We start from the raw sequence: 22,138 nt of genomic DNA, 5'->3' as shown, positions 1-22,138 counted from the left end.
CCCGTCCCGGGCCCGCTGGAGTGCTCACGCGCACGGGGGGAGGCCGTCACCCAGGCCGCCCACGGCTGAGTCGTCAGGATCGGCGGACCAGCAGGGAGACCAGCGACAGCACCATGAGGACCGCGGCCAGCGTGATCGCCGTGTACCAGCCGTAGGAGATGGAGACGTGGAAGCTCGTTCCGAGCTCGCGCAGATCATCGGCCGTCAGCATCCCCGCGCTGGGATGCTTGGAGTGCAGGTCGTCCTGACGGATCCAGAACGCGGCCATCGACGCGGCCGCGACGCCGCCGGGCACGACCGCCCAGGCGGCGGACAGACGCCGGGTGAGCGCGTCGGTGACGGCGACGGCCATCGCGGCCACGGCCATGACCAGGGTGATGACTCCCCACTGTGTCGCGAGACCGGCGACGTCGGCATTGTCGATGGGCTGAGTGATCGACCCGAGCAGCTTCCCGACCCTTCCCCAGGGAAGGAACGTCGCGGCGCCCAGGAAGAGGGCCGCGGCCGCGACCGCGTATGCCGTCGCCCGGCGGCCCGCACCGGTCCGCTCGCCGCCTGGCGCCGCCGGTCGCGCGATCCGCCGGGTAGGCGGCTCCCCGAGCGGCCGGGTGGGCTCAGCGGAAATCAGGGTGCCTGATGCCGAGGCCCGCGCACCCGCGATGAGCAACGTCTCCGGTGCCGACGAGGACTGCGTCCCGCCGAGCAGACGGAGCAGGATCGCGCGTGCGCTGGGGCGCCGGGCAGGGTCCTTGGCGAGGCATTCGGTCACGATGCCGTGCAGCGCTCCCCCAAGCCGGCCGAGGTCGGGCTCGCCGGTCAGGATGCGGTGCATCACCGCGGGGATCGAGTCCTGCCCGAACGGCGTGACGCCGTTGGCGGCGTAGGCGATGGTGCACGCCCAGGCGAAGACGTCTGCGGCCGGGCCGACCTCGCCCCCCTCGATCTGCTCGGGTGCCATGAAAGCGGGCGTGCCGACGATCGCACTCGACAACGTGCCGGTCGCGTCCAGGACTCGCGCGATGCCGAAGTCGATGACGCGTGGCCCATCGGCGCCCATGATGACGTTGCTGGGCTTGAAGTCGCGGTGCACGATCCCGGCCTCGTGGATGGCGGCGAGCGCGGTCACCGTCGCGATCGCCAGCCTCTCCAGTGCGGGCCCCTGAGGCGACCGGCCGGCCGCGATCACCTGGGAGAGCGCCGGACCGTCCACGAACTCGCTGACGATGTAGGGCCTGTCGCCTTCCACGTCCGCGTCCAGCACGCGTGCCGTACAGAACGCGGCGACCTTTCCGGCGTGCGCCAGCTCAGCCGCGAACCGCGCTCGGGCCTTGGCGTCCCCGCTGAACCGCGCGTGCAACAACTTGACCGCGACAGGCTCGGCGTTCACCCCCACGCCCCGGTAGACCACGCCCTGGCCGCCTTCACCGAGCAGACCGACGATCCGGTACGCACCGACCTGACGGGGATCATCCGTGCGAAGCTGCTGCGACCCTTGCAACTCATCCTCCACGGGTACGCGGAAACGGAGGCGACGTTACCGGAGCCGGTGTTCTTTCCGACACGAAACGATCGTCAACGCGGACGGGGTCCAGTCAATACGATCCCGCTTCGTAGAGGAACCCGCCGGTGTGATCGCCGCTTCCACCGTCAGGGCCGGCCGAGGGGAGCCGCGCCTGCTTCCAGACCCACGAGCCGTCCGCGTCCAGAGGGATGACGTCAACACTCCGGAGCCCTCTGCACAGGTTCCCCTCGGCCGGTGGACGATCCGTAGCAAACCCTCGCCGAAGCGCACCCTGTCTGCGGCCGTCTGGACGCTCCTCGTTGAGCAGGGCGTCCATGTCTGGGTCGTACAGGAGATCCTCGGCCACGCGCGCGTGACGCCGACCCAGCGTTACACCTACGTCGCCAGTCCCCAGGTGAAGGACACCGGCGAGCGCAAGCGGCGCCGCTCTCGGGGAGACGACCACCAATTGCAACTGGAACTGCAACCCGCACGGGTCTGGAAATCAAAAGCCCCTCTCACTGGAGTCAGCGAGAGGGGCTTTGAACTGCGGAGGCTCGGGGATTTGAACCCCGGATGGGCTTAAGACCCAAACCGCATTAGCAGTGCGGCGCCATAGACCTGACTAGGCGAAGCCTCCTGGTAGCGCGTTGCTCAGCACAGCGTACCGGCGATCGTCCAAGGCGGCAAAGCGGATTGCCGAGCGTCGTACGGGATCATTCCAGAGATCCCACGCTGCGGGCGTTTGGATGGATGCACAGCCCCTGTCCACAGGATGTGGACAAGGGCTGTGTACGCAGTGTGGATAACCCGCCTCAGCCTCAGCACGGGCTACGCCTGGCGGACGGCCTCGCCCTCGATCTCGATCTTGACCTTCTTGCCGACGAGGACGCCACCGGTCTCCAGGGCCTGGTTCCAGGTCAGGCCGAACTCCTCGCGGTCGATCTCGGTCGACGCTTCGAACCCGAAGATCTCCTGGCCCCACGGGTTGTTGGCGGCGCCGTTGAACTCGACCTTGAGCTCGACCTCCTTGGTCACGTCACGCACCGTGAGGTCGCCGACGAGCGTGAACTCGTTGCCCGACAGGTTGCTCACCCGCTTGCTGCGGAAGGTGATCTCGGGGAACTTGTCGGCGCTCAGGAAGTCGTCGCTGCGCAGGTGGCCGTCGCGGTCGGCCGCGCCGGTCTCGATGGTGCCCGCCTTGATCACGACGTCCACGCTCGACTCGAGCGGGTTCTCGGCGATGGCGATCTTGCCGTCGTAGTCGGCGAAGTGGCCGCGGACCTTGCTGACCATCATGTGCTTGACGACGAAGCCGACGCGCGTGTGGGCCTTGTCCAGCGCGAACTCGCCGGCCGACGGGACCTTCAGGCCCTCCCACTCACGGATGCTCATGGCTGCTCCCCTGATTGTTGCTGTGCGGATGTCTCACTCAGCAAATGTCTACCGGAGAAATATTCCTCGCGTCAACTATCGTGGCGTAGACTTGGACCATGGACCCATTCGACGACCCCCGGCTCACGGCGATGGGCCTGTTGGCGGAGGTTTACACCGGGCTGTGCAGCAAGACCAGCCCGACGCTGGCCGCCGCCGGACTCTCCGAGGTCGACTTCGAGACCCTGCTCCGTCTTGCCCGCTCGCCCGAACGGCGGCTGCGGATGAGCGACCTCGCCGCCCAGACCTCACTGTCCACGAGCGGGATCACGCGCGTGGTCGACCGACTGGAACGCGACGGGCTCGTCGAGCGGCATGGCTGTGCCACCGACCGCCGTGCCTCTTACGCCGTGCTGAGCGAGGCGGGAGCGGAACGCCTGCGGGCCGTGCTCCCCAAGCACATCGACGACATCGAGACCTGGTTCACCGGGCTGCTGCCCGAAAACCGGCTCGCCGACTTCCTGGAGACGCTGCGGATGATCCGCGACGTCGTACGGCCCTGCGCGACCGCCGGCGTACGGGAGGTGAGCAGGGCGCCGAGGGCCAAGACAGGCTGATACACCCCGGAACGTGATTCCTGGGAACCGACCGGACGGGGTGGCGTAAACGATCGTTTTCTGGTGGACTCCATAATCCAGGAAACGGCTTTCCGACAGCCGACGCAGCCCCCCGTACCCGAGCCCATGGAGCACCCGTGCGTTTCCCCTCGCACGCACTCGCCATCCTCGCCACCGCCGTCCTCGCGGTTCCGGTCGCCGCTTCCACCTCCGCGTTCGCCGCGGCCGCGGCCTCACCGAGCCCGAGCCCCAGCCCGACGCCCGCTCAGACGCAGACGCAGACGGCCGCCGCCACGAGCCCGAGCCCGCAGCCGGTGGTCACCGTCACCAAGACGATCACCCCGAAGCCGGCCCCCAAGGCGACCCAGACCACGACGGCCAAGACGCCGAAGACGACGACGGCCCGGCCGAAAGGCGTGCCGAAGGACACCGTCCAGGTGACCGTCAAGAAGATCCTGGACGGCGACACCGCGGACGTCGTCACCGCGAGCGGCAGGACCGTACGGATCGGCCTGCTGGAGGCGGACGCCCCCGCCAAGGGCGCCTGCTGGTCCGAGGAGGCGCTCGCCCGCCTCATGACCCTGCTCCCGCCGGGCAAGCCGGCGTACGTCCAGGCCGCCGAGCAGGTGCCCGATCAGGGGCGCATCCTGATCTACCTGTGGTCGTCCACGGGGGTCTACGTCAACGGCGACATGGTCAGGACCGGCCTGGCCCAGGCCGTGAACTCCTTCCCCGAGCACAGCTTCACCGAGTGGCAATACTGGGAGCAGGTCCGCGCCCAGATGGACAAGCAGGGCCTGTGGTCGGGGTGCTGGGCGGCCGACACCTACGACAAGCGCTCGGGTGTGCAGACCCCCTCGGGGACCGGTGGCGACGCCCTGACCCCGGCGCCGATCGAGCCGGTGGACGCGTCCCCGGCCCCGCCCGGCACGTCGTACTCCCCCGAGCCCATCCCGCAGGGCGACACCAACTCGGTCGCGGTCAGCCCGTCTCCGACTCCCAGCCCCAGCCCGGGCGCCACGACCGACCCCAAGTTCGGCACCTGCGCGGAGGCGAACGCCAACGGCTACGGCCCGTACTACCGCGGGAGAGACCTCGAGTACGAGTGGTACGACGACCGCGACGACGACGGCATCGTCTGCGAGAGATGACGGTCAGTTGACCCTTTTGCGGGCGTCGGGCACGACCAGGTCGCCGCGCAGTTTGGCCATGCCGCGCGAGACCGAGCTCTTGACCGTGCCCACGCTGATCCCGAGGGTCCTGGCGATCTCGGGCTCGGTCATGTCCTCGTAGTAGCGCAGCACGATCGCCGTACGCTGCCGTGCGGGGAGGCGGTCGAGCGCCTGCTCCAGCTCGTCGTACCGGTGCCGCGCGTCCTGCTGCACCGGTACGTCGGGGAGCTCCTCCGAGGGGTATTCCTCCAGCTTGCGCCGCCGCCACCAGGAGATGTTGATGTTCACCATCGCCCGCCGCACGTAGCCGTCGAGCGACGACCGATCACGGATGCGGTCCCACGCGAGGTACGTACGCGCGAGAGCGGTCTGCAGAAGGTCTTCGGCGTCGCAGGGATTGCCGGTCAACTGGTTGGCCACGCGGAGCAGGGCCGCCCCGCGAGACTGGACGTACGTGCGAAACTCCTCATGGTTCACGATCTGGGATCACCAACCCGGCCAGAGAGGCATCTCGTGCCAGAATCGCAGCCGCGCTGCTGGATCCGGCTGAACCGAAATCCAGGTTTCGCACCTGCCTGGGCAAAGAGCGGGCAAGCCGGTGGCGGCCCGTCGCCCGTGCCGTACGTCCTGCCGGGCTGTGGTTTGCCCGAAACAGGTGGCAACGCCTTGCACCGGGAGGAGGAATATTGATCCCGGACGCCACCATCGCCCGGAAAACTACCTCTCCATCCCCCTCCGGCATGTGAGGCTGGAGAGCGTGGAAGGGGCGAAGCCGTACCGGGCCGGAGAGCGCAGGCGGAAGCTGGCGGCGGCCGTTCTCGGCCGCGACCCCCGGCCCGCGCCGCGGTCGCCGGAGGAGACGGAGCCGTTCGACGTGGTCAGCGGCGAGCTGCTCGACGTGAGCCCGCATCTGCTCATCGTCGAGACCGCAGGCGGCGAGCAGCGGCGCCTGGTGATCGCGCCGTGGGCGACCGCCTGGCGCGGGGGCACAGTGGCGCCCGCCGACCTGCCGACCGGGGCGCAGATCGTCGTCCGGGCGCTGCGCGGCGGCACGGTCGCCGAGCGCATCTGGGCGGACATCACCCGGATCACCGGCGTCATCCGGGAGGTCGGCGGCAGGCGCGACCTCACCGTCGAGCTCGACTGCGGCCCGCACCGAAGGGAACGGTCCATCGTCGTGCCCTACCGCTCGTCCGGTCGCATCCGGGTGCGGCATCCCAAGCTGGAGCCGGGCTACCTGTTCGACGCGATCGGGCTGCTCGACCAGGGCACGGCGCTCGCGCATCTGCCCGCGACCTCGCAGCCGCCGTACCGGGCCACGGCCGTGCCCCCGCCGCAGGCGACGTACGGCGGGAACGAGACGGGCATCTCGGGAACGGCGGTGTGGGCCGATCTCACCGACTTCGCGGACCTCCCGGACCTCCCGGATTTCGCGGAGAAGGGCGTCGCGGAGAACGGCGTCGCCTATCCCATGCTCGAACGGGAGGACACCGGCTGCGGCGACGCGGGCGTCTCCTGCGCCGGCCTGCCCTATCTCGCGCTGGGCTCGGTGCTGCGCGTACGCAACGTGTGCGACGGCCGGGCGGACGTGCTGCCGATCGTCGCGTGCGGATGCCTCACGGGGCGGTTCTGCGACCGATGTCTGGAATGCGGCACGTCCCCGCGCGGGAGGATCGTGGAACTGACCGCGTCCTCGTACGTCGCGCTCGGTGGAGACTTGACCAAGGGCTGCTTCAATGCCCGCGTCGGATTGGGGTGACCGGTGCTTTCGACCATCGCGGCTGCCGCGCTGCCGATCCTCGTGGTGACGCTGGTGCTGGGGGGCGTCGCCAAACTGGCCACGGTCGGGCGCGAGACGTCGCCGGGCGCGCTGGCCCGGCTCGGCCCGGCGGTGCTCATGCCGGAACGCTTCGCCAAGGCCGCCATGATCGTCTGCGCGCTGGTCGAGTTCGCGCTTGCGGCCGGCCTGCTGGTCGTGGACCACCCGGCCGCCCGGTGGCTGCCGGCCGTGTTCTTCGCCGTGGCGACGTACGTGCTGTGGGATCTGCGCAGGCGCCGGCCGGACGTGGGGTGCGGCTGCTTCGGAGACGTGAGCGACACCCCGGTCGGACTGCGGTCGATCGGCCGGGCCGCGGCGCTGACCGCGATGGCGGCCCTGATCGGGGCCGAAAACCTCACGGGACTGCCGCATCTCACCGCGGAGACCATGCCGTGGATCGGCGGAGGGGTCGCCCTGCTGCTCGCCTGCTCACCCGAGATCGACGGTGTCGTCTCGCGTCTGCGTCACCGGGCGCCGTGCGAGCAGCGGCCGATGCCGCCAGGGCGGGCGCTGTCGCGGCTGCGGGCCAGCGCGGCGTGGCGGGCCCACGCCGGGTCGCTGGTGGCGGACGAGCCCTCCGACATGTGGCGTGAACTGTGCTGGCGGTTCTTCGTCTTCCCGGCCCGGGGCGAGGCGGAGGTCGTGTTCGCCGTGCAGCTCAGCGGGCGGCGTCCCGCCGTACGGGCCGTCATGGTCGGGGCGGACGGCCAGGTGGTCGCGCCCGACGAGCTCGGCGACGCCTCTCTGCGGGAATCTACGCCTGTATCAGCCTGACGCTATACACGCGTAGATTCCCGCATCGAGGTCTTTCACTTCAGCTCTCTACGGCTCTCTAGCTTCCCCTCTAGAAAGCCGTAGAGAGGTCGATGGGCGCGCCACTCATAGCGGCTGCGCGCGGAGGAACCTCCCGAAATGCGGCACGGTGAACCCGATCACGCCGCGCTCGGCGCTGTAGATCAGGCCTTTCTTGATCAGGCTGTCGCGAGCCGGGGACAGGCTCGACGGCTTGCGGCCCAGCGTCTCGGCCACCTCGGCAGTCGGCACCGGGTCGTCCCCGAGCTGGGCCATGGCGTGCATGTAGTCGCGCTCGGCGGGGGTGGCCCGCTCATATCGGCTGCCGAAGAAGCCCACCGCGAGCTCCTCCTCGGCCTCCGGGGCCGAGACCTTGATGTCCTCGGCCGTGATCGGGCTGCGCGGGGCGAGGTCCCAGGCGACCTTGCCGTACGCCTGGACGAAGTAGGGGTAGCCGTCGGCCGCCTCATACAACGCGTCGAGCGCGTCGGGAGTGAACTCGACGTCCTCGCGGGCGGCCGGGGCGATCAGCGCCAGGTCGGCGGCGTCGCGGTCGAGCCGGTCGATGCGGGCGTATCGGAACAGCCGCTCGGAGTAGCTCTTGCTCGCCGACAGCACGCTCGGCAGGTGGGGCAGGCCGGCGCCGACGACGATCAGCGGGCCGCCGTTCTGCGACAGCTCGTGGCAGGCCGCGCACAGGGCCGAGACGTCGGGCGCCTGCACGTCCTGCATCTCGTCGATGAACAGCGCGATGCCGACACCGAGGTCGGTCGCCACGCCCGCGGCGTCGACGAACAGCTCGGTCAGGTCGATCTCCAGGTCGCCGGAGTCGGCCCGGCCGCGCGCGGCGGGCACGTCGATGCCGGGCGACCAGTGCGAGGTGCCCTTCGCCGCGGCGGGGTCGCGCATCGCGAACGCCTTGAGCACGCCGAGGAACTCCTCGATCCGCTCGGGGGCGCGGTGCCGGGGCGCGAGCTCCCTGATGGCCATGTGCAGCGCGGCGGCAACCGGGCGGCGGATCGACTGGTCGGGCCTGGCCTCGATCTTGCCGGTGCCCCACAGCCGCTGCATGGCCATGGACTTGAACGTGTTGAGCAGGACGGTCTTGCCCACGCCGCGCAGGCCGGTGAGGACCATGCTCCGCTCGGGGCGGCCACGGGCGACCCGCTCGAGCACGATCTCGAACTGCTGCAGCTCGCGGTCGCGGCCGGCGAGTTCCGGGGGGCGCTGGCCGGCGCCGGGGGCGTAGGGATTGCGCACGGGGTCCACGCTCTCGGACTTTATGACGGGATATAGCGGCCGTCGTAGATTTCCGTAGAGAGCGGTAGGGCGTGTCGCCCGGCGCGGCCGCGGCACGCACCGCCCGGCGGTGGGCGGAGCCTGAGCCGGGACGACCGGGACGACGACGGGCGGAGCCGGGGATGGCACGACCGGATCGAACACCACGGATGCGCCGCCGGCCGGAGCAGGGGCGACGGACACCGTGGAAACAGCCATCACACACCCCTTACCAGCCGAAACTCGACCGAACCCGTGTTCGATCCGATGGCCAAGACTGTAGCGCGTCATCGAACACCTGCGCGAGCTTTCCGCGAAAGCTCCGTCAAACACCGTCGTTCAGCGACGCACTCACAGGGGTTCCGCGGCCCGGCCGGCGGGTCGGCTCCAGTCGGTCAGCCCCAGTAGTCGCGGTCGGGGAGCCTTACCCACGTGTCGGGCTGCCCCGCTATCGGTCCCGCGTCCGTCGGGCGTATGCCCGCGCCCGCACAGCAGTACGCAACGGCGTGCCTGTTGAAGAGGTACCTCCGGAGGATCTCCTCTGCCGGGTTCTCCGGCGACGGATCGCCACCACCGGGATGGGTGTCCCACTCCACGATCTCGCCGTCCCGGGCGACGCTGCCCTGGTTGCCGCTCTTGGGGTTGGCGAACATGGCGTAGCAGACCGTGCCGACCGACAGGCGCTCCGTGACACCGGGTGTTGACGGCGTGTATCCCCACGGCTGGCTGACCACACAGCCGCCGGGAACATCGGTGACGCCGACGACGGCGAGGCTGTCGTCGAGGTCCATCCACGGATCTTCCATGAGCGCTTCGGGATCGACCGCCTCCGGGCCGGCTCCCAGGCGGCGTACCACCTCGGCGGCCGTTATCCCTGCCACACAGGCCACGCTCAGGCCGTCGTCGGGGAAGCCACCCACGGCGGCGATCAGACGTCCGGCTTCCTGCACGGCGGCGGCCTCGGCGTCGGTCAGACGGGGCCGCCCGCCGAGATCGCCGAACAGGCCGGGGGTCGGCGTAGCCAGGCTCAGCCGTCCGGGCGACCAGCCGTTCATCATCGGCCGCCACGGGTCGGCTCCGGCCTCGGCCAGGATCCGGGCGTTGTCCGGACGGTCGGCGAAGACGGCCGTCCACAGCGCCGTACGGCCCTCGTGCTCGGCGTCCACGTCGTCGACCCGGGCGGCCAATTCCGCCACCACCCCGGGAGAGCCCCATTCGGCGGCTCTGTGCAAGGGTGGCCCGAAGTAAAAGTCGGCCGCATCGGGGTCGGCGCCCGCGTCGAGCCGGGCCCGGATCAGCCGCAGGTTCTTCCAGGCGTCCCAGCCGATGCCAGACCAGTCCGCTTCCCGGGCGGCAGCCATGATGCTCCCTCGGTGAGTAGGTACGCAGATCATGGCGAAGCCCACCGACAAATTCCGTGACGGAGCGGGTCTCGCGAGAACCAGGCCTTGCCGGGCTCCCCTTGATCATGTGACACGATCGCGGAATGCTGCGACTCACCGATTTCATCATCGACTGCCCGGACACGATGAAGCTGGCGGCCTTCTACTCCGCGGTGACGGGCCGTCCGATCAAGGAAGGCAGCGACGGCAACTGGGCCGGCATCACGTTCGGCGAGATCGAGCTGGCTTTCATCCGAGTGGACGACTACCGCGCTCCGCAGTGGCCCGACAGCGAGCACCCCAAGCAGTTCCACCTCGACTTCGAGGTGGACGACATCGAGTCCGAGCAGCGCCGCGTCCTCGACCTCGGCGCGACGCTGCAGCAGGACTTCATCGGCCCCGAAGGCTACGGCTGGCGGGTCTACACCGACCCGGTCGGCCACCCCTTCTGCCTGTGCCGCAACAAGGGCGTCATCTGGACCGACCAGGGCCCGATCTGGCCCAAGCGCGACTGAAGCCGCATCACCCTAGCGGGACACGTGCGGGAGCACGAGGGCCGCCGCGGCGGCCAGGGCGATCACGCCCAGGTAGGCGAGGACGAGCCGGGTGTCCCTGAGATAGCACTTGCTCCTGGTGAGCCCCGCGCGGCGGGCCCGCCAATATCCGGCGAGCCCCAGGGCCGCGAACCCGAGCACGGCCCACGCCCCGAACAGCCAGGCGAGCAGCGCCACCGTCGCGTAGACGCACAGCTTCAGCGGGTCGTACGGCGTGGCCTGCCCGCCGCCGGACGCCTGGGCCTGGGCCGTCTCGGCGGCGCGCGCCTGCTCGTACGCGACGCCGGTCGGCCGGTCGCCGGGCTCCCCGTGCGGGAGGCTCACGTGATCTCCACCAGCGGGAGCCGTACGCCTGCGTCGGCCGCGGCGACGGCGGACAGGCGCTGACGCGAGAGCGCCGGCCAGGCCTGGACCGCGCAGAACGGCGCGCACTGGTCCTGGTCGGAGCGGGTGCCGACGTGGACACAGCACTGCACCAGGCGCTCCTCCAGCATCGTGGACATGTCCATGAAGGGCTTGACCGTGATGCGTACGACCCGTTCGCCCAGCAGCCGGCGCAACCGCCGCTTGCGGCCGGGCAGGGCCGAGGACGCGAGGGTCAGCAGGGTCGTCAGCCCGAGGTCGCAGTTTTCGCAGATGTCGCGCCAGACCTTGCCGATCTCGGGATGCGACAGCGACGACTGCTCCGACAGCAGGCCGAGCAGCGACTCCTGGACGGCCATGCGGAGCTGGCGGGGGATCTCCGAGTCGGCGATGCGGTTGGAGACGAGCCCGAGGTTCTCCTTGAGGCGGTCGTGCCCGATCAACGCGGTCAGCGAGCGCCACTGATCGGCATCATCCTTGATCATGTAGCCGACCGAGCAGCAGTGCGGATGCGAGCACGGCAGCGCGGTCAGGTCGCGCCAGGTGACCAGGCCGTCCGTCTGGGGGCCGAGGCGTTTGAGCACCCCGGTGTGGGTGAGCCGGTCCATCGGGTCGATCACACCGGACCGCCCCGAGCCGAACTGCGGCTGGATCGACACCCCGCCGACGTACGGCGTGTCGAGGGCCAGGCGCACCACGTCGCCGATCTCGGCGTCGTTCACGCCGAGGGCGGCCGTCATGACCAGCGTCGTGAAGATCTCCCGTTCCGACAGCCGCCGGAGCGCCTCCGCCTTGAGCCGCCGCAGGTCGCCACCTCTGTGGTGCCGGGACGCCTCGGCCGACACGCCGTCGTACTGCAGGTAGACCTCGACGCGTTCGCGGTGCTCGGTGAGCAGGTCGAGCAGGGCGTCGTCCCTGGCCACCAGGAGCCCGTTGGTGTTGATCAGGATGCGGGTGACGGGCCGGGCCGTCAGCTCGGCGAGCAGCTCGGGCAGATCGGGGTGGAGGGTCGGCTCGCCGCCGCTGAGCATGAGCACGTCGAGACGGCCGTTCTCCCGGGCCAGCCGCTGGTCCACGTTGGCGAGCACCTCCCGGACCGGCACGATCCCCCGCAGATCGGGCGAGGAGTCGGTGAAGCAGGTCGGGCAGCGCAGGTTGCACGCCTCCGCGACGTCTTCGAGGAGGATGCATGTGTGCTGGGTCTGCATCTCCGGCAGCCCGCGCAGGTACGCCTCCGGGACCGGATCGAAGTTCCCCGCGACGTCGGGCAGATGCGCCTTGGTGGGAGCGGTCCATTCCTCCAGGTAGGCGAGGATCTCCGGGTCCTCGTCGTAGAGGGTCCTGACCATGCCGTGGGCGCGGCAGCCGCGCTCCAGGTAGACCCGGCCGTCGCGGGCCGCGAGCCAGCCGGACAGCCGCGGCACCTCCGCCAGCGGGCGGTCCGGCCGCTCCTCGTGGCAGCGCGGGCAGAACGCGTTGACGTAGCGGAGGATGCGGTCTCCCCGCAGGGGCATTCCGGTGGTCACAGAAAACCGTCCGTGTAGAGCGAGGGGTTGACGCCGGTGCAGAAGCCGGCAGTGAAGATCGTCAGGAGCGCCCAGCCGATCATCAGGCCCATCCCGAGCCCTCGCGACCACGGCTTGCGGAGGAGGATCAGCAGCGTTCCGCCACCGAACGCGATCAGGGCGAGGACCACGGCTCCGCCGACGAGCGCGAGGCTCTTGTTGTCGCTCGCGACTCCGTCCGCCACCGCGAGGGTCACGAGGAAGAGCACGAAATTGACGATCCCGTAGGCCACGACCCCCACGATCGCCAGCGCGATGACCACACCGGTCGTGTTCGGGGGCGGAGGCGGCGGCCATGCGCGCGGCGGCCCTGGCGGCCCTGGTGGCCCTGGTGGGCCGGGAGGGCCGGGAGGGCCGGAGGGGCCATACGGCCCACCGGGTCCGTACGGCGCACCCGGGCCGTACGGGCCGCCGGGACCGGGGCCATGCGGCCCGCCCGGGCCGTGAGGCGGCGGACCTGCCGGGCCGTGAGGCGGCTGGGGGTCGCCCGGCTGGGGGTCGTGCGGCCGCTCGGGCGGCTCGGGGGGTGTGCTCATCTCTCCTCCTCGCCCACAGGCGACAGACGGACGGCCGGTAACAGCGGTCGCCGCTCGCCCCGGAAGGGGAGCAGCCGATCATAGAACCCCTTGCGATATCCGATCCCGAGGCGGACGGCGAGGAGCATGAGCCCCGGGACGAGGAACCACTGCGGGCGGGTCAGGTCGAGCCAGACCGTCTCGTTCGCCCTGGTGAACTCCACGAGGAACCGGAAGACGGCGTACGCGCCCAGATAGAGGGTGAACAGCTCGCCCGGCCTGTCGACCCGGCTCCGCGCCCACAGCAACGCGCCGAAGGCGGCGAGCTGGAACACGGTCTCGTACAGGTGCGAAGGATGCATGGCCTGGCCGGACAGGCATCCGGGGCATTCCGGCACGGTGGCGGGCGCGTGGACGCCCCAGGGCAGGCTCGTGGGACGGCCGGGGGCCTCGGTGAGGAAGCAGCCGATGCGGCCGACGGCCATGCCGAGCGCGACGGCGGGCGCGAACAGGTCACCGGTGCGCTCCCGGTAGCCGATCAGCCGTTTCGCCACCAGCACCCCGGCGTACGCGCCGGTCAGGCCGCCGAGGATGCTCCGGGCGCCGAACATCCACGCCTCGACGAGGCTCGGATTGAGCGCGGGGTCGAGATGCTCGGCCCAGCCGGACAGCCGTATGCCGATCGCCCCGCCGACGAGCGCGCCGGTGACGGCGACGAGCGACTCCTCCCGTAAGGCTCCCCGGCGCCGCGCCTCCAGGACGAACACCACGCTCGCGAGGATCACGCCGAGAGCCACGAAAAACGCGTGGGTCGGCACGCTCACCCCACCGAAACGTAGTTGCTCAAGCACGACGCCACCCTAGCCGCGGCCCCCGACGATTCCGATCGTCAATTCGTACGGCTTGCAGCCCCTCAATACGGCGATTCCGGCCAATTGCCCCAGGCTTTATCCACAGGAGTCCCGTTGTCCACAGAAGCGGGCGCAACCCGCGTGCGCACGTTTCGGCCGCGGGTAACCTGCGCCTATGACCTCCTTGTGGAACCGCAGGTCAGCGGTAGTGATGGCGGCCCTCGTCGGGATGACCGGCTGCGCCGGGGTCGGTGACGCCGGCGCGTCCGCCACCGCCCGGGCCCGGGTGTCCGCGCCCGTCCCGGCGTCATCGGCGCCGGGCTCGTCCGCGCCTGCCGCTCCCTCCTCCGCACCGGCCTCCTCCGCCCCCGCCACCCCGTCGTCCGAGGCGCCCACGCCGAGCCCGAGCGGGCCGCCGCCCTTCTCCTCCAAGATCGAAAACGTGTCCCGCGACGAGGTCCGATACTCCTGGCGTCCGGGCTGCCCGGTTCCGCTGAGCGGGCTGCGGAAGATCACCATGACCTACTGGGGCTTCGACGGAAAGGCCCACACCGGCACCCTCGTGGTCAACAAGAAGGTGGCCGAAGACGTGGCCTCCGTCTTCGGCAAGCTCTACGAGATGCGCTACCCGATCCGCCGGATGGTGCCCGTCGACGTCTACAAGGGCAGCGACTACGACTCCATCGACGCCGACAACACCTCGGCCTTCAACTGCCGCAACGCCACCGGCTCCGGCAGCTGGTCCAACCACGCGTACGGGCTGGCGGTGGACGTCAACCCGCGCGAGAACCCGTACGTCTACGCGGACGGCTCGCACGCCCACCGCAACGCGGACGCCTTCGTGGACCGGCCGCTCAAGAAGCCCGGCGTGATCAACAGCGGAGACCGAGTGGTGCGGGCCTTCGCGCGGATCGGCTGGGGCTGGGGCGGCTCCTGGTCCGGCGCCAAGGACTACCAGCACTTCTCCGTCAACGGCCGCTGAGACCGGGGGCGATATCGCGGACAGGCCTCTGACCTGCGATTCGGCCCCTCATCGTTTCTCGACGTTTCCGGGCGTCTCGCATCTTCGTGTGCCCCCGTTGTGCCCCGCGCGCCTAGGATCGTTTCGTCCCGATCTCTTCGATACGAGCCCTGGATGAGAGCGCGAGGGCAGATCAATGGGTGCCAACCAGTGCCGTCAAGTCCAGCTCGGATGCTGCCCCGTGGGCCGCGTAGCTGTGTCAGCGAACCTGCTGACGAGTCCACTCCCGTCCGCCAGCGTCCAGCGTCGTTCGTCGACGTTGTCACGCAGTTATGCACGCAGACAAGGCACGCCGGCCCAGGCCAGGGATCATAAGTGGTAGATCTGCTTTCCGCGGACCAAGTTCCTATTGACTGAATTTCCTGTACAGATCGCGGTCGCGCCATGAATCAGAGAAGGCCTCCAGCATCGCTTCATAGAGTCGAAGATCACTGACATTCCTCCTGGGCTCCGAAATCCTACTCCTAATCGCTTCCTCAATCACCGGCCACCGCAACTCGTACATGACGAACGAAACCAATTCGACGACACCCTCCCTAATTGAGTCGATCAGGGTGGTGAGCTCGGTCTCAAATTGGGGCCTCAGGTCAGGATTTCGCTGCAGCACCGCGAGCGCACGCTCTAGATCTCGCTCAAGATCCTCAACTCCGCACGTAGCCTCAGCCGTATGCAAGACCTCTTGGATGATGAGCCGAAACTCGGAGACGGGATGAGCAACTGGGAGGTTCCCATCAGACACACTTTCCATCCGCACTGATTCCATTTCTATTTGAATGCGTCCGCGAGCGTCCAAAGTATAGATCGGGTTTGTCCTCAAGGTCGTCCTGTAGGCCGGGTTCTAATTCTGCAGGCTCCTCACCTGCATCGAATCGCCCTACGTGACTAGCAACCTGCGAGAACGCTTCCGTTCGTTGTCATCGCTTGCCAGCACTTTCCGACGCCGTGTGCCCCCAAGTGCCCCGGCCCGTTGGGCAAACCGCACGCTCGAAGTCAGAACGGCACTTCGACTCCGGCGTCACGCAAGTACGCAAGCGCGAAAGAGAGGCACTGCCCTGCGCTGACCCCATCAGTCCGAATGCCTTGGCTCAGTGGGCCGCCGCTAACGGCGAACGTCCATGGAGGCAGTCCCTCAGCCAATCTTTCCGCGTCAACCCTGATCATGGCGTTTATGCCTTGCTCAGCTAACCATTCCAGGATGAGCAGCGCGGCATCTTCGATGCCGCTGTTCTGATCGACCTTTGGCCATCGCCTCTTATGTGCCGTCACGACAGGACCCTACCGACAGGCCGAGCAAATGAGCAGCCCGTATCCTGATCTCTCGTCTGCCGTCGACCCATCGCGAAGCGACAGCGGGCCGGGGACGGAGGGTCAAGCCCTGCCTCGCGTGTACCTGCTCCCGGTGACCTTCCCCGCACGCTGGTTGCCCTACCGGCACGGCTGGGCTTGACCTGGAGGAGCCGGACTGCTGGGCTTGCCTGGGTCGATGGCAGGCGAGCGATCAGGACTTCCACCCCAGCCCGCTACGGCGCCAGCTCGCGGCTCCCTCTCGGAGTCGGAGGCCCCGGGGTTTGGGGCAGCGCCCCAAGGTCCTGTCCCCCTGCACCTTCCGCCTGCCTCCCCTCCCCGCCCCCTTCTTCCTCTCTCCCCTCGTCTGCCAGCGTCGCCCTCATGGTCTCCGGGTTCTTCGGCGTCGTGGTGCCGCTCATAGCCAACGACCCCGTTCACCACTTGGGGAGAGAGATCACTTCTCGCACATTGCCGCTTTGCCGCCATCGGTTGAACACCCGCGCCGCTTGTCGGCGCAGGGTGCGCGCCGCCTGCCGGCGGGACCGGCCGGAGAGCCGCAGCCCGCCGGCGGGGCGGGCGCGCGGCCCAGCGGGAGACACACTCGTGTCCGCGTGCCTTCCCCTTCGGGAGTGCGGGCCGTGATGGCTTCTGGCTGCGCTGTGCCTCCCACCGTCGTTCGACCCCCTCACGGTGTCACTGGAAGACAGCTCAGGAAACAGCCCGCTCCTCTGCCGATCCCTTCCCCGGCGGGTCCTCCTCTTGGTGGCCCGCCTTCTGTCTTGGATCGTCGAGCCTGCCGCTCCCTCGCGCATCCTCCCCGCGGTGCCTTCCCTCCCCTTCCACCGCTCCCCGCCGAAGGCGGCTTGAAGACGTAAGCGAATCCGTAACAGCGCCTACGCTGGCTCGGCGGTCTCGGCCAGTATCCAGTTCAGATATTTCTGATCTCCGCTGGTGATCGGCAGTGTGACCACGCATGGGACCTCGTATGGATGCTCCCGGTTGGTGCGCTCGATGATCTGCGGGACGAGATCACGCCGCGTGTGAAGCGCTACGCGGCCTTCTGGGCGGTCGTAGATCTCGCCCTGCCATCGGTAGATGGAACGGATCGGCGCGAAGTTGTGAGCGGCTGCGCATAGCCGGTCAGCGACGAGGCTTCGGGTGAACTCGACAAGCCAGTCGGGGTCCGGGGCCGTGATGATGACTTCGCAGACCTCATCCAACGCTCTGGCCATCGCGTTCCTTGAGCTCGGCAATGAGGTCTCGGGCCTCGTCTTCGGTCTTGGCCATGGATCCCCAGCCGGTCATGATCTGGCCGTCGTAGCTCAGGCCGACCCACCGACCGGCCATGTTGATGCCGTGGGTGTGCAGGACGAAGTACATCGTCCCCTTGGACCGTACGGAGCCGTCGTTGGCGGCGTACCAGCCCATCAGGATCTCGTTGTCCCACAGCCGCAGCTCACCACGCCACATGTATCCCCCGTCCTCGACGGAGATCCCACGGGTGATGGTCTCGAGCTGGATCAGTTCGCCTTGCTGGCGGAATCGCACTTCCTGGGAAGTGATGATCTCTTCGCCGTCCTTGAAGGTCTGCCAGGCCGCCCACCAGTCGCCGCTGAGGTTGACGCGGTGCTCGGGCATGCCGGCCAACTCGCCGACGGATATCTGTAGGGCGTTCGCGATCGCTACCGCGACGGACAGGAGCGGTTGCTGGTCTCCCGCCTCGTAGCGGCGGATCTGGCGTGTATCGACACCGGCAGCGCGGGCGAGGTCGGCCTGGGACATTCCCAGCTCGGTGCGCCGTCGGCGGATGACTTCGGACATCTCCACTGCTCCATTCTCCGAGGACTTATTAGTCCTTGACAACCGGACTCCTACGTCCTCATCATAGGACCTGTAAGTCCCCCATAGGACTAAGAGGGCAAGAGCGAGACATCACAACAGAAAAGGCCCCAGTGGGCTGCCACCCACTGAGGCCAGAGCATCGAGAGTTAGGACCCCTGCGATGCATGTTCAGGTTACGCCTGCGCTTGGTTCGGTGGAGACGGTACCGACCGAGGTAGCTCTCGGATCGATCCGAGAGGTGCCCTTCGGGGAACTGATCATCGCCCTGTACGCCTCCGACATGCCGGACGCCGGTCCGGCTCCCGAGGATCTTCCTGTCGGTCAGCTCGTCGGCTGGGCCGTGCAGGGCATCGCCCGGTTGGGTGAGGTCGAAGTCTGGCACCGCGACTACCGGATGCGCAGGAGACAGATCGACTCCTGCGAGGTGTTCGGCAACGCCACCCGCGAGCAGTACGCCGCCGATCTGGCCCTGCGCCTGGACGAGGCCATGGAGCAGATCGGCATCGACCGTGAGCCGCCCTTCGGCTGGGTCTGGGTGCTGCCGGACGGCGAGGACTTCGCGTGGCAGCAGTGGATGTCGCTGCGCGATGTGGAGTTCTGCTTCCGCCTGTGCGGCCACAGTCCGCAGGAGGCTCGGCGGCGGCTGGCGGAGGTCACCCAGTGACCATCACCGCCTCCCCGGCATCCGCGACCATCGCCCCCGCCCCCGGTGCCTCCGCTCGGCCAAGCGGGTGGGGGACACAACCGGCCCACCGCTGAGCGGCGCCGACAGATCCGCCGGTCCCTGGCCAAGCGCGACGGCGCGTGCTGCTTCTACTGCGGCACCGCCTTCGCCGACCTGGCGGAAGCGACCTTGGACCACCTGATCCCGCAGGTGCAGATCCCCGGCTGGAAGCTCGCCAACCTGGTGCTCGCCTGCTACCCGTGCAACCAGGCCAAAGCGGGGATGCTCCCGCAAGGCTTCCTGCGCCCGGTCGGCCGCTTCGCCCCGGGCCTGCGCCCCCGCCCGACCCTGCTCGATCGCCTGCGGGCCGCCTTGATGCGTCTGCCGCTGGCCGTCCGGCGTGCCGGGGGCCGTCGCTCGCTCGGTGCGGGGGTGAGCGCGTGAGCATGGCCGTTGATCCGGAGATCTCCCGGTACTTCTCCCTCGTCGGCGGGCTCAAGCGGCGCTATCGCGACCTGTCCCGCCTCGGCGGCTGCTCCCAGCCCATCCGCGTGCGCGGTGAGCTGTCCCGCGTCGATACCGACGGCGTGCAGCGAAAGATCTACAGCACCCGCCGCGAAATCGGCGGCGTCATGCTCGTCGCCTGCGGCAACCGGCGTGCCTCGCGCTGCCCGTCCTGTTCGGAGGTCTACCGGGCAGACACCTTCCACCTGATCCGCGCCGGTCTGCTCGGCGGAGACAAAGGCGTCCCGGAGACGGTGCGCGAGCATCCCCGCGCCCTGGTCACGCTCACCGCGCCATCGTTCGGGCCGGTCCACGCCCACCGCACCCGCGAGGACGGGACCGTTCTGCCGTGCCGTCCGCGCCGGTCTGCCGGCACCTGCCCGCACGGCAAACCGCTGTCCTGCACAGAGCTGCACGGGCCGGATGACGTGCTGGTCGGGCAACCGCTGTGCGCGGAGTGTTACGACTACGACGGCCACGCGCTGTGGAACGCCCACGCCCCGGACCTGTGGCGCCGCTTCACCATCTACCTGCGCCGCGAACTGGCCTACGCGGCGGGCATGACCGCCAAAGCCTTCAACGCACAGGTACGGGTCTCGTTCGCCAAGGTCGCCGAATACCAGGCGCGCGGCATCGTCCACTTCCACGCCGTGGTGCGCCTCGACGGCCGCAGCGAGGACAACACGCCGTTGCCGCCGCCGGACTGGGCGACGGTGGATCTCCTCGACCGTGCGGCCCGCACCGCTGCCGCCAGCGTCCACGTGGACTCCCCGCACTGCGAACAGGTCGGCGGGGTGCGTCGCCTGGTGTTCGGCTCCCAGGTCGACATCAAGCCCATCGTCGCCGGTGAGCTGACCGAGGACGCGCTGACCGAAGCTCAGGTCGCGGGCTACATCGCCAAGTACGCCACCAAGGGCGCGACCACCGAAGGCACCGTCGATCGCCGGATCAAGGACCTGTCGGAGCTGAACGCGGTCACGCTGACCGCTCATCAGCGGCGGCTGATCGAAACCTGCTGGCACCTGGGCGACCTGGAGGAGTTGAAGCCGCTGCGGCTGCGCGGCTGGGCGCACATGCTCGGCTTCCGGGGCCACTTCTCCACCAAGTCCGGCTCCTACTCCACCACCCTCGGCAAGCTGCGCGATGCGAGGCGTTCCTTTCGCGCCCGCCAAGCCCGCGAGCACGGACACGACGCCCTGACCGGCACGCCCGCCGATGACTCCACGCTCGTCGTCGGCTCCTGGCGCTACGCCGGACAGGGCTACACCCATCCGGCAGATCTGTACGTCGCCCAGCTCATCCGCGAGGAACGCGAAGAACGCCGCCGCTCCCGCTGGCCTGTTGCTGCTGAGGGAGCCGCCGCATGACTCGGAAGGAGGGAACGCTGACGGCGGAAGCTGATCGTCTCTGGAGCGTGGAGGAAGTCTCAAGGTTCCTCGGTGTGCCGGTGGCCACGGTTTACCAGTGGCGCTATCTGGGTGTGGGCCCAAAGGGGCACAAGGTCGGTCGGCATGTGCGCTACATCCCGGCTGACGTGTTGTCGTGGGTGCGTGAGCAGCCGTGACGGTCTACGACCGGTGGCACAAGTCTCGACCGAAGGCGGGCGAGAAAGCGTGCTCGGAGCACAAGCGCGTGCCCTCGACGGATCACGGGAGGGGCGAGCGTTGGCAGGTACGCTGGCGCGACGATCGCGGAGAACAGCGAAAGCGGAACTTTGACAAGCGTGCCGCCGCGGAAGCCTTCGATGCCAAGATCAAGCATGATCTCTCGCTGGGGACCTACGTGGACCCCAACGCGGGCAGGGTCACCTTTCGCGAGCGGGCCGAAGAGTGGTTGAAGTCCGCTCCGTTCGATGAAGCCGTACACGATCAGGTGGCCATGCGGCTCCGCAAGCACATCTACCCCGTGCTCGGTCACCACGAAGTGCGAGTCCTGGCTAACCGTCCCTCGCTGGTGCAAGCCTGGCTCCGAGGGCTGCAAGGCAAGCTCGCGCCTTCTTACGTCAAGGTCCTGCTTGCCCATGTCTCGGCTGTCTTCGCTGCCGCGCTAGACGATGGGTTGATCGCTAAGAATCCCTGCAAGGCATCTGTCGTTCGCCCGCCCGCACTCGTGAAGGAGAAGATCAAGCCCTGGAAGCTTGAATGGGTCGAGCGCATGCGGAAGGAGCTCGCGCCGCGCTACTCCGCCATGGTGGATGTCGGAGCGGGCCTCGGTCTTCGGCAAGGCGAGATTTTGGGGCTGAGCGTTGACGACATCGACTTCCTCCGTCGCGTCGTGCATGTACGTCGCCAAGTAAAGATCGCAAGAAACAAGCAGCTCTTCGCCCCTCCCAAGGGCGGCAAGACGCGAGACGTGCCGCTGCCGGACACGGTTGCCCTTCGCCTTTCCGTGCACCTGGCCGCGTTCCCGCCCGTCGAGGTGACTCTCCCCTGGGTTGAGCTGGCGGGCAAGCCGGTGAGCCACAGGCTCGTCTTCACGACGCCCAACGGGCGGGCCGTACATCGGGAGTACCTGAACGAACGCCAGTGGCGACCGGCTCTTGAGCGGGCCGGCATCGAGGTCCCGCCCAACGAAGATGGTCAACGGCGGTCGTACAGGGAGAACGGGATGCACGCCCTACGGCACTTCTACGCCTCGGTGCTGCTCGATGGCGGCGAGAGCATCAAGGCCCTGAGCGAGTACCTCGGTCACCATGATCCGGGCTTCACACTGCGGACCTACACCCACCTCATGCCATCGAGTGAAGACCGCACGCGGAAAGCCGTCGACAGTGCCCTGGGGGCACACGGCGCGTCCCCGAGTGCCCTGGATGTGCCCTCGGCGGACGACTGAGGGCCGTTGTCCCAGGTCAGCCGGTGCGGGTGCTGGGTATTTGCGGACTACCAGCACTTCTCCGTCAACGGCCGGTAGTCAGCCGCCTCGCCCCGCCCCTCCCGAGCCGCCTGTGGGCCGCGTTCGCCTTACCGCGCCCGCGTCTGAACGTGGCCCTGAACCGCCCGCAGAGGCACGGACGGCTCGCGCCCCCCGTCGGGGCGCG

General features: G+C 68.9%; 23 protein-coding genes and 1 tRNA gene. 11 read left to right on the top strand and 13 right to left on the bottom strand.

Annotated features, from left to right (window positions below):
• Positions 1-73: 73 nt before the first annotated feature.
• From HCK04_RS27270 to HCK04_RS27260, 3 genes are all read right to left on the bottom strand, one after another.
• Positions 74-1,498 (bottom strand): serine/threonine-protein kinase, encoded by a 1,425-nt coding sequence (locus HCK04_RS27270; protein WP_142650249.1) that lies wholly within the window; start codon positions 1,496-1,498, stop codon positions 74-76.
• Between the two features lie 553 nt (positions 1,499-2,051).
• Positions 2,052-2,141: transfer RNA gene (locus tag HCK04_RS27265), tRNA-Ser, on the bottom strand.
• A 191-nt stretch (positions 2,142-2,332) separates the two neighbouring features.
• The gene (locus HCK04_RS27260) at positions 2,333-2,896 is read right to left on the bottom strand and encodes a YceI family protein (RefSeq protein ID WP_142650248.1); all 564 of its coding nucleotides are present in this window, start codon (positions 2,894-2,896) and stop codon (positions 2,333-2,335) included.
• Positions 2,897-2,994: 98 nt separating this feature from the next.
• On the opposite strand from HCK04_RS27260, the gene HCK04_RS27255 reads away from it, so the two are divergent.
• Together HCK04_RS27255 and HCK04_RS44345 are read left to right on the top strand one after the other, a co-directional pair.
• The gene (locus tag HCK04_RS27255; protein WP_142650247.1) at positions 2,995-3,492 is read left to right on the top strand and encodes a MarR family transcriptional regulator; all 498 of its coding nucleotides are present in this window, start codon (positions 2,995-2,997) and stop codon (positions 3,490-3,492) included.
• A 137-nt stretch (positions 3,493-3,629) separates the two neighbouring features.
• Positions 3,630-4,643: an excalibur calcium-binding domain-containing protein gene (locus HCK04_RS44345; RefSeq protein WP_147944560.1), complete on the top strand. Its 1,014-nt coding sequence runs from the start codon at positions 3,630-3,632 to the stop codon at positions 4,641-4,643.
• A 3-nt stretch (positions 4,644-4,646) separates the two neighbouring features.
• Here HCK04_RS44345 and HCK04_RS27245 read toward each other — a convergent pair whose 3' ends face one another.
• Complete coding sequence (locus tag HCK04_RS27245; protein WP_142625083.1) at positions 4,647-5,144, bottom strand: SigE family RNA polymerase sigma factor; 498 nt, start codon at positions 5,142-5,144, stop codon at positions 4,647-4,649.
• A gap of 277 nt (positions 5,145-5,421) precedes the next feature.
• Between HCK04_RS27245 and HCK04_RS27240 the strand changes: the two genes are divergently transcribed.
• On the top strand, positions 5,422-6,423 hold the full coding sequence (locus tag HCK04_RS27240) for a hypothetical protein (RefSeq protein ID WP_142650246.1): 1,002 nt from the start codon (positions 5,422-5,424) through the stop codon (positions 6,421-6,423).
• Positions 6,424-6,426: 3 nt separating this feature from the next.
• Positions 6,427-7,257, top strand: a complete 831-nt coding sequence (locus HCK04_RS27235; protein WP_142650245.1) for a MauE/DoxX family redox-associated membrane protein — start codon at positions 6,427-6,429, stop codon at positions 7,255-7,257.
• Between the two features lie 105 nt (positions 7,258-7,362).
• Here the strand turns inward: HCK04_RS27235 and HCK04_RS27230 are convergent, their stop codons facing one another.
• Complete coding sequence (locus HCK04_RS27230; protein WP_142567879.1) at positions 7,363-8,544, bottom strand: ATP-binding protein; 1,182 nt, start codon at positions 8,542-8,544, stop codon at positions 7,363-7,365.
• Between the two features lie 404 nt (positions 8,545-8,948).
• Entirely contained in the window at positions 8,949-9,914 is a 966-nt protein-coding gene (locus tag HCK04_RS27225) for an ankyrin repeat domain-containing protein (protein ID WP_142650244.1), read from the bottom strand.
• A 125-nt stretch (positions 9,915-10,039) separates the two neighbouring features.
• On the opposite strand from HCK04_RS27225, the gene HCK04_RS27220 reads away from it, so the two are divergent.
• Complete coding sequence (locus HCK04_RS27220; RefSeq protein ID WP_142650243.1) at positions 10,040-10,450, top strand: VOC family protein; 411 nt, start codon at positions 10,040-10,042, stop codon at positions 10,448-10,450.
• 12 nt (positions 10,451-10,462) lie between these two features.
• Here the strand turns inward: HCK04_RS27220 and HCK04_RS42775 are convergent, their stop codons facing one another.
• The 4 genes from HCK04_RS42775 to HCK04_RS27200 all read right to left on the bottom strand — a co-directional run bounded on the left by HCK04_RS42775 (position 10,463) and on the right by HCK04_RS27200 (position 13,756).
• Positions 10,463-10,813 (bottom strand): hypothetical protein, encoded by a 351-nt coding sequence (locus tag HCK04_RS42775; RefSeq protein WP_240971847.1) that lies wholly within the window; start codon positions 10,811-10,813, stop codon positions 10,463-10,465.
• A complete protein-coding gene (locus HCK04_RS27210) occupies positions 10,810-12,378 on the bottom strand; it encodes a radical SAM protein (RefSeq protein ID WP_142650242.1) in 1,569 nt (522 codons plus the stop codon). Before HCK04_RS27210 ends, HCK04_RS42775 begins: the two co-directional genes overlap by 4 nt.
• Positions 12,375-12,680, bottom strand: coding sequence for a hypothetical protein (locus tag HCK04_RS27205; RefSeq protein WP_205830764.1), 306 nt, complete (start codon positions 12,678-12,680; stop codon positions 12,375-12,377). Before HCK04_RS27205 ends, HCK04_RS27210 begins: the two co-directional genes overlap by 4 nt.
• 269 nt (positions 12,681-12,949) lie before the next feature.
• Positions 12,950-13,756: a prolipoprotein diacylglyceryl transferase family protein gene (locus tag HCK04_RS27200; RefSeq protein ID WP_221889978.1), complete on the bottom strand. Its 807-nt coding sequence runs from the start codon at positions 13,754-13,756 to the stop codon at positions 12,950-12,952.
• Between the two features lie 202 nt (positions 13,757-13,958).
• Here HCK04_RS27200 and HCK04_RS27195 point away from each other — a divergent pair, with 202 nt between their 5' ends.
• Complete coding sequence (locus HCK04_RS27195) at positions 13,959-14,765, top strand: M15 family metallopeptidase (protein ID WP_142650239.1); 807 nt, start codon at positions 13,959-13,961, stop codon at positions 14,763-14,765.
• A gap of 385 nt (positions 14,766-15,150) precedes the next feature.
• Here the strand turns inward: HCK04_RS27195 and HCK04_RS27190 are convergent, their stop codons facing one another.
• The 3 genes from HCK04_RS27190 to HCK04_RS27180 all read right to left on the bottom strand — a co-directional run bounded on the left by HCK04_RS27190 (position 15,151) and on the right by HCK04_RS27180 (position 17,912).
• Complete coding sequence (locus HCK04_RS27190; RefSeq protein WP_142650238.1) at positions 15,151-15,567, bottom strand: hypothetical protein; 417 nt, start codon at positions 15,565-15,567, stop codon at positions 15,151-15,153.
• A gap of 1,417 nt (positions 15,568-16,984) precedes the next feature.
• On the bottom strand, positions 16,985-17,323 hold the full coding sequence (gene cutA / locus HCK04_RS27185; RefSeq protein ID WP_142650236.1) for a divalent-cation tolerance protein CutA: 339 nt from the start codon (positions 17,321-17,323) through the stop codon (positions 16,985-16,987).
• Complete coding sequence (locus HCK04_RS27180) at positions 17,304-17,912, bottom strand: helix-turn-helix transcriptional regulator (protein ID WP_142650235.1); 609 nt, start codon at positions 17,910-17,912, stop codon at positions 17,304-17,306. The genes cutA and HCK04_RS27180 overlap by 20 nt, the downstream gene beginning before the upstream one ends.
• Before the next feature lie 214 nt (positions 17,913-18,126).
• On the opposite strand from HCK04_RS27180, the gene HCK04_RS27175 reads away from it, so the two are divergent.
• From HCK04_RS27175 to HCK04_RS44340, 5 genes are read left to right on the top strand one after another with little or no spacing between them, the layout of a single operon-like run.
• Entirely contained in the window at positions 18,127-18,597 is a 471-nt protein-coding gene (locus tag HCK04_RS27175; RefSeq protein WP_142650234.1) for a hypothetical protein, read from the top strand.
• Positions 18,598-18,642: 45 nt separating this feature from the next.
• Complete coding sequence (locus HCK04_RS42770; RefSeq protein WP_142650233.1) at positions 18,643-19,041, top strand: HNH endonuclease; 399 nt, start codon at positions 18,643-18,645, stop codon at positions 19,039-19,041.
• A gap of 2 nt (positions 19,042-19,043) precedes the next feature.
• Positions 19,044-20,468, top strand: a complete 1,425-nt coding sequence (locus tag HCK04_RS27165; RefSeq protein ID WP_312845774.1) for a replication initiator — start codon at positions 19,044-19,046, stop codon at positions 20,466-20,468.
• On the top strand, positions 20,465-20,665 hold the full coding sequence (locus tag HCK04_RS27160) for a helix-turn-helix domain-containing protein (RefSeq protein ID WP_142650231.1): 201 nt from the start codon (positions 20,465-20,467) through the stop codon (positions 20,663-20,665). The genes HCK04_RS27165 and HCK04_RS27160 overlap by 4 nt, the downstream gene beginning before the upstream one ends.
• Positions 20,662-21,933 (top strand): site-specific integrase, encoded by a 1,272-nt coding sequence (locus HCK04_RS44340; protein ID WP_142650230.1) that lies wholly within the window; start codon positions 20,662-20,664, stop codon positions 21,931-21,933. The genes HCK04_RS27160 and HCK04_RS44340 overlap by 4 nt, the downstream gene beginning before the upstream one ends.
• The last annotated feature ends 205 nt before the right edge of the window (positions 21,934-22,138 follow it).

It is taken from the genome of Microbispora sp. CL1-1 (assembly GCF_012034195.1).
In the GTDB taxonomy this organism is placed as follows: domain Bacteria; phylum Actinomycetota; class Actinomycetes; order Streptosporangiales; family Streptosporangiaceae; genus Microbispora.
The sequence above is the reverse complement of the archived record's forward strand: the minus strand, read 5'-3'. Positions and strand labels throughout refer to the sequence as shown.

Excerpts from the sequence above, each read along its gene's own strand:
- HCK04_RS27260 (WP_142650248.1), bottom strand. The coding sequence starts at position 2,896 with ATGAGCATCCGTGAGTGGGAGGGCCTGAAGGTCCCGTCGGCCGGCGAG.
- HCK04_RS27255 (WP_142650247.1), top strand. The coding sequence starts at position 2,995 with ATGGACCCATTCGACGACCCCCGGCTCACGGCGATGGGCCTGTTGGCG.
- HCK04_RS27225 (WP_142650244.1), bottom strand. The coding sequence starts at position 9,914 with ATGGCTGCCGCCCGGGAAGCGGACTGGTCTGGCATCGGCTGGGACGCC.
- HCK04_RS27220 (WP_142650243.1), top strand. The coding sequence starts at position 10,040 with ATGCTGCGACTCACCGATTTCATCATCGACTGCCCGGACACGATGAAG.
- HCK04_RS27195 (WP_142650239.1), top strand. The coding sequence starts at position 13,959 with ATGACCTCCTTGTGGAACCGCAGGTCAGCGGTAGTGATGGCGGCCCTC.
- HCK04_RS27190 (WP_142650238.1), bottom strand. The coding sequence starts at position 15,567 with ATGGAATCAGTGCGGATGGAAAGTGTGTCTGATGGGAACCTCCCAGTT.
- cutA (WP_142650236.1), bottom strand. The coding sequence starts at position 17,323 with ATGGCCAGAGCGTTGGATGAGGTCTGCGAAGTCATCATCACGGCCCCG.
- HCK04_RS27180 (WP_142650235.1), bottom strand. The coding sequence starts at position 17,912 with ATGTCCGAAGTCATCCGCCGACGGCGCACCGAGCTGGGAATGTCCCAG.
- HCK04_RS27165 (WP_312845774.1), top strand. The coding sequence starts at position 19,044 with ATGGCCGTTGATCCGGAGATCTCCCGGTACTTCTCCCTCGTCGGCGGG.
- HCK04_RS27160 (WP_142650231.1), top strand. The coding sequence starts at position 20,465 with ATGACTCGGAAGGAGGGAACGCTGACGGCGGAAGCTGATCGTCTCTGG.